11 protein-coding genes, 1 tRNA gene and 1 pseudogene are annotated in these 4,580 nt (G+C 41.9%); 5 read left to right on the top strand and 8 right to left on the bottom strand.

From position 1 onward, the window contains the following. Both BP688_RS11585 and BP688_RS11590 read left to right on the top strand, forming a co-directional pair. A partial coding sequence (locus tag BP688_RS11585; protein WP_290624670.1) for a hypothetical protein occupies positions 1–235 on the top strand: 235 nt, incomplete at its 5' end. Then, a complete protein-coding gene (locus tag BP688_RS11590) occupies positions 225–485 on the top strand; it encodes a type II toxin-antitoxin system RelE family toxin (protein WP_290596496.1) in 261 nt (86 codons plus the stop codon). The genes BP688_RS11585 and BP688_RS11590, both read left to right, overlap by 11 nt. A 63-nt stretch (positions 486–548) precedes the next feature. On the opposite strand, the pseudogene BP688_RS11595 reads toward BP688_RS11590, so the two are convergent. The 6 genes and pseudogenes from BP688_RS11595 to BP688_RS11620 form a co-directional block, all read right to left on the bottom strand. Further along, positions 549–623: pseudogene (locus tag BP688_RS11595) on the bottom strand (antitoxin family protein); the annotation flags it as partial. A gap of 37 nt (positions 624–660) precedes the next feature. After that, the gene (locus tag BP688_RS11600; protein WP_290596495.1) at positions 661–1,125 is read right to left on the bottom strand and encodes a type II toxin-antitoxin system VapC family toxin; all 465 of its coding nucleotides are present in this window, start codon (positions 1,123–1,125) and stop codon (positions 661–663) included. Further along, positions 1,109–1,300: an antitoxin family protein gene (locus BP688_RS11605; RefSeq protein WP_290596494.1), complete on the bottom strand. Its 192-nt coding sequence runs from the start codon at positions 1,298–1,300 to the stop codon at positions 1,109–1,111. Before BP688_RS11605 ends, BP688_RS11600 begins: the two co-directional genes overlap by 17 nt. 48 nt (positions 1,301–1,348) lie before the next feature. Beyond that, entirely contained in the window at positions 1,349–1,594 is a 246-nt protein-coding gene (locus BP688_RS11610) for a PIN domain-containing protein (RefSeq protein ID WP_349677320.1), read from the bottom strand. A 65-nt stretch (positions 1,595–1,659) separates the two neighbouring features. After that, positions 1,660–1,854, bottom strand: coding sequence for an antitoxin family protein (locus BP688_RS11615; protein WP_290623339.1), 195 nt, complete (start codon positions 1,852–1,854; stop codon positions 1,660–1,662). A gap of 59 nt (positions 1,855–1,913) precedes the next feature. Next, the gene (locus tag BP688_RS11620; RefSeq protein ID WP_290596491.1) at positions 1,914–2,222 is read right to left on the bottom strand and encodes a hypothetical protein; all 309 of its coding nucleotides are present in this window, start codon (positions 2,220–2,222) and stop codon (positions 1,914–1,916) included. A 76-nt stretch (positions 2,223–2,298) separates the two neighbouring features. Between BP688_RS11620 and BP688_RS11625 the strand changes: the two genes are divergently transcribed. Then, on the top strand, positions 2,299–2,451 hold the full coding sequence (locus BP688_RS11625; RefSeq protein WP_290596490.1) for a hypothetical protein: 153 nt from the start codon (positions 2,299–2,301) through the stop codon (positions 2,449–2,451). A gap of 298 nt (positions 2,452–2,749) precedes the next feature. Here BP688_RS11625 and BP688_RS11630 read toward each other — a convergent pair whose 3' ends face one another. Continuing rightward, on the bottom strand, positions 2,750–3,130 hold the full coding sequence (locus BP688_RS11630; protein ID WP_290624672.1) for a type IV pilin N-terminal domain-containing protein: 381 nt from the start codon (positions 3,128–3,130) through the stop codon (positions 2,750–2,752). A gap of 435 nt (positions 3,131–3,565) precedes the next feature. After that, positions 3,566–3,638, bottom strand: a tRNA-Gly gene (locus BP688_RS11635). A 234-nt stretch (positions 3,639–3,872) separates the two neighbouring features. Between BP688_RS11635 and BP688_RS11640 the strand changes: the two genes are divergently transcribed. Both BP688_RS11640 and BP688_RS13535 read left to right on the top strand, forming a co-directional pair. After that, the gene (locus BP688_RS11640; protein WP_290596488.1) at positions 3,873–4,085 is read left to right on the top strand and encodes a type II toxin-antitoxin system HicB family antitoxin; all 213 of its coding nucleotides are present in this window, start codon (positions 3,873–3,875) and stop codon (positions 4,083–4,085) included. Between the two features lie 88 nt (positions 4,086–4,173). Further along, positions 4,174–4,284 (top strand): hypothetical protein, encoded by a 111-nt coding sequence (locus BP688_RS13535; RefSeq protein ID WP_349681820.1) that lies wholly within the window; start codon positions 4,174–4,176, stop codon positions 4,282–4,284. Positions 4,285–4,580 lie beyond the last annotated feature (296 nt).

A 4,580-nucleotide genomic window follows, 5' to 3' on the forward strand; every position in this document is an offset into this window, starting at 1 on the left:
AAAAATTTCAGGACTATACATGATGAACGAAGCTATTGAAATTTTAAAGGAGATCAAGTTGAAGCTTGAGGAGATCGATAAAAGGCTTAAAAGAATCGAAGAGGAAATCTTCGATGAGCTGAGTGAGGAAGAGATTGAAGAAATTAGGAAAGACATAGAAGCATACGAAAAAGGGGAGCTTGAGACGATATCTCTCAAAGAACTGAAAAAAGAGATAGGAATCGATGATGTTTAAAGTCGTCCTAAAGAGAGGAGTAGCTAGGGATTTGAGAAAGTTGAGTAAAAAAGACAAAATAAGGATTTACAAAGCGATTGAGAGGTTGGAAGACCCTTTTCTTCTGGATGTTAGGAAGATTAGAGGTCTTGAGGACACTTATGCAGTCAGAGTAGGAGATTTTAGGATCGTTTTCAAGGTTTATTTTGATAAGAGAATTGTCTTGGTAACTCGAATCGACAGAAGAGAAAGAATCTACGATCGCCTGTGAGATGATAATTTGGCTTTAAAAGACTTATGAGTTAACAAAACCCCCTTAGCAAACTTTTTCTCTCCCTTCCTTCAAATCCACTTTCTGAAGTGGTTTGAACACCCCGTTCTCGTAGATTGCTTCGATTATCTTTCCCATGCTTTTAATTCAATTTCAAATCTAAAAGCTTTTGCCGTCAGACCTCAATAACTTCAAGAAAATCCACGCGCTTGAAGTCCTCGTCGAAGGTAGCTATCTTTCTGATTCCGTAATGCCTGCATGTGGCAGCGATTAAGGCATCGTTTGGGAGGAGGCCGTACCTGAAAGCTAAGTCCACCGAAGACTCGGTTATGTCCTTGGTGATGCCTGCCATTTCGATAATATCGGAGTCCAGAGCAGTCAGGATAAAATCTTTCAGGTAAATCCTAACGGGTTCGTACTCGCTACTGTACTTGGCGAACTTGTCAGCTACCGAATACCTACCGGTTTTCCCAAAAATCCTCTCTGTTTCGATATAAAGGAGCTTGAAGAATAACTCTTCTATAACGTTCGGCGAAATGACAGCTTTGTTCTCGTTTATGGCGAAATCCAGGAATTTTAGGGCTATTTCGTGTCCGTAATAGTGCCTTATGAAAACGGATGTGTCAATAAATATTTTCATTCTCAAACCTCTTTTCAAGCTCTCTAATTTTTTCCTCCGGCATTTTCGCCATAACAAACCTTTTGAGATCTATTCTCCGGAGCAAAATCCTCACTCTCTCCCCCTCCCTCAAATCTACTTTTTCAAGGGGTTTGAAGACTCCGTTTTCATACACGGCCTCGATGATTTTGGGCATGTAATTAACTAAACTCAAGCAAAGAAAAGGGTTTCGACGGAGGTTTGATTACACTCTCACGATCTCAAGAAAATCCACGCGCTTGAAGTCCTCGTCGAAGGTAGCTATCTTTCTGATTCCGTAGTGCTTGCATGTTGCCGCTATTAAGGCGTCGTTTGGGTTCTTTTTGATGAAATTTCTGAGGCTGTAAGCGTTCTTAATGTTTAATCTTTTCTCAGCTACGAGTCTCAAACCCGTATAGAGTGATTCCTCGTAAACCGCAACGCTTGCAACGGGATTGAACGTTGCTTCCATGTAGAACTTTCTTGCTTCCTCCGTTTTCTCCGTTCTGATTATCAGAGAGAGTATGAAAGACGTGTCTAAGAAGATGTCCACAGCTCATCCCTCAACATCTCTATTTTTTCAGTTGAGATTCGTTCACCTAGGTCTATCGGTTCGAATCTTAGCATTCTCCTCTCTATTTTAAGCCTAACCCTCTCCCCCTCCTTCAAATCCACTCTTTCAAGGGGCTTGAACACCCCGTTCTCATACACAGCCTCTATGATCTTTGGCATATCTTGATTTGGTCGAGGAAGAAGAAAAGGGTTTCGCCGATGTTTGTGCTCGGGCACAGTTAATGCTTCAGATAGATCAGAAACTCCACAAACCTGTCCAGCAAGGGAAGGCAGAAGTGGATGTCGTAGGGGCTGAAGTAGCCGAGGGTTCTGTCGGAGATTAGAAGAATGATGGGCAGAAAAGCGAGAGGAAGGATGTCTGCTTTTGTTTGCTCGCTTAGTCTGTCAAAAAACGTGAGAGAGATCAATATAGCTGTAGACAGGCATAAATACACATATTTTAAAAACGAAGAAATATCTACAAAGAGAGAGGTTAGGGTTACTGTTGTTAGAACATAGAGTGGTAGGATGATGATGCATATATACATAATTTACCCCGGAAAATATGTTTGCCGATTATTTCAACAGGCAATGGTAACCCGAAGACTATTAAGCTGAAAAAATATGGATGGTAGCTCATCATCAAACCAAATAGCGTCATTACAGTATCTCCCGGACAAGAGAGTGAATACAATAACGGAGATAGACGCTGTCCCATTGAGTGGTTTGGCAAAGACTGTAAGACCAGCAAATATTGAAGCATATGGGGAAATTTAAACAATTTTGGTTCAAATGTTTGTGCAAGTGATATATGGACAGCAAGATGGGAGAAATGGATGGGGCATGACTTTTAGTCGTTATGTTCGTAAGCCACTGGCGTGACGAAGATAAACAAAATTACAAATCACACTATCAATCTTTTGCTTTAAAATTAATGATTTTACATTTATAAGAGAACAAATAAACACTCAATCCTCGAACGGAAAAATTATGCAGAGGTCAGACTTCAAGGAGAAATGCAGAAAAGCCGTAGAAAAGTATAAATTTTTTAAAAAATTAGAAATTAGAGTTTATATTATATATAGGTATCAAGTATAACTTGCTCTGTTCCATCAGTGAATGTAGCTTTAACAACTACATGGTCGTTATTCTTGCCCGGTGTTCCTGCTCCACTGCATGTATAGGTATCTCCTACACTCGGACTGCTATCTGGAACACCTGTACACCCTGTAGGCGTTGTAATATCTATCTGACTCACAAGATCTGCATCAGGACCACCTTGGAAAGTTACTACTATGTCACATTGAGTGGAACTACAGTTCACTTCAGATGCAGTGGCCGCAACTGTGTATGTTTTCTTCACACTGCTCCCCATACCGAACACAAAGCTCGCAATCACTGCCGCCAATATGACGGTTATTGCCACCATCAGTATAACGCCGATCACTGGCGACACACCCTTCTCATCCATTCTCCTCATCTCACCACCTCCCTACACATGGTGGCCAGCTGTGAACCAGCTGTGAGCCAGCCACCATTAACATTATTATTATTACAACAACAATTATATAAAGTTTTCGCCTCAGGAATTTATGAGGTGAAAATTTTTTACTGCCCCTTGTAGTTGTTTCTTTTGTAATAAAAAATATATCCTCTTCAATGTTACACCCCGCATCTTTAGTTTTAATGCAATCTTCAAGAAAAATCCTTTTCGATTTCTTCAGACAACTCTTTCCTGAACACGGCTCTACATTTCTCAAGTTTTTGATAGCAGACACGTAGCAATCGGCGAATGTAAAGTGTATTGTGGCCTCATTTTCGCCACCTCCAAGTAGGGGATTATAAAGTTCGACGCTGAGATTATGATAGGGATTAGAATCGGAATAAGAAATGCGCCGACCGGGATTTGAACCCGGGGCGGGGGCGTGGCAGGCCCCAGTGTTTCCAGGCTACACCATCGGCGCTTGCTTTATTTTCTCAGAGTGTGTTTAATAAGGCTTTCGTTTGCTTGATTAACTCATGTTCAGTTTTGTAACAGTCGGCAGAATCTACATAGACAAAGACTGTCTGGAAGGCTATACCTCAAGAAGAGGATTACGGAGGTCGGAATCGAAGTTTAGTCTGAGGAGAACAAGATTGTTGTTACCAAACTCTGAGCTCCGGCAAGAGTTATTTACTTCATTGATCAAATTACAACCATGAAGTTCAAGGTCATCCTTGAAGAGGCTGAGGAGGGCAGATACGTCGTTTACGTTCCAGCCTTACCGGGCTGCGTTTCTCAGGGCGAGACCAAAGAGGAAGCCATCGAGAACATCAAAGAAGCCATTGAGGTCTATCTCGATATTGATGATGCTCAAATCGAGACCGAAATCAAAGGCAAAAAGGCTGAAGTTGTTGAGGTTATTCTTTGAGGTGCTCTTATTGAAACTACCAATATGTCTCTGGGAGAAGAGGCGATTTTAAAGCACTATATAAGCACTGTATAAAGCAGGCTTAAGAGTGGTCAGACAGAAAGGCAGCCATGTTCGAATGGGGAAGAAGACCGACGAGGGAACTATCAAAGTCACTGTCCCCTGCATCCATCTCTCAAAAAGGGAACTCCCAGAATAATACTGAAGCAAGCCGGATTGAGTGTTGAAGAATTCTTAGAACTGCTCTGAAACTTCGCTCATCTCACCAGCCTCCTGTAACAGTCAGGACAGAGAGGCTTGATTACGACCACAAGGTTTATATAGAAATTCCAATCCACCAATATTTGCAATAGAGGGGGTGATGGGGTATGGCTACGTTACAGGGGACACCGGTTTTGATACTTAAAGAGGGGACACAGAGAACAGTTGGTAGGGATGCACAGAGGATGAACATTACGGCAGCGAGGGTAATTGCTGAAGCAGTGAGGAGCACCC

Origin of the sequence: Archaeoglobus sp. UBA230, from assembly GCA_002507545.1 — an archaeon.
Classification (GTDB): domain Archaea; phylum Halobacteriota; class Archaeoglobi; order Archaeoglobales; family Archaeoglobaceae; genus Archaeoglobus.

Coding starts and splice junctions, on each gene's coding strand:
- BP688_RS11590 (WP_290596496.1), top strand. CDS start 225: ATGATGTTTAAAGTCGTCCTAAAGAGAGGAGTAGCTAGGGATTTGAGA.
- BP688_RS11615 (WP_290623339.1), bottom strand. CDS start 1,854: ATGCCAAAGATCATAGAGGCTGTGTATGAGAACGGGGTGTTCAAGCCC.
- BP688_RS11600 (WP_290596495.1), bottom strand. CDS start 1,125: ATGAAAATATTTATTGACACATCCGTTTTCATAAGGCACTATTACGGA.
- BP688_RS11610 (WP_349677320.1), bottom strand. CDS start 1,594: ATGGAAGCAACGTTCAATCCCGTTGCAAGCGTTGCGGTTTACGAGGAA.
- BP688_RS11605 (WP_290596494.1), bottom strand. CDS start 1,300: ATGCCCAAAATCATCGAGGCCGTGTATGAAAACGGAGTCTTCAAACCC.
- BP688_RS11625 (WP_290596490.1), top strand. CDS start 2,299: ATGGATGGTAGCTCATCATCAAACCAAATAGCGTCATTACAGTATCTC.
- BP688_RS11620 (WP_290596491.1), bottom strand. CDS start 2,222: ATGTATATATGCATCATCATCCTACCACTCTATGTTCTAACAACAGTA.
- BP688_RS11640 (WP_290596488.1), top strand. CDS start 3,873: ATGAAGTTCAAGGTCATCCTTGAAGAGGCTGAGGAGGGCAGATACGTC.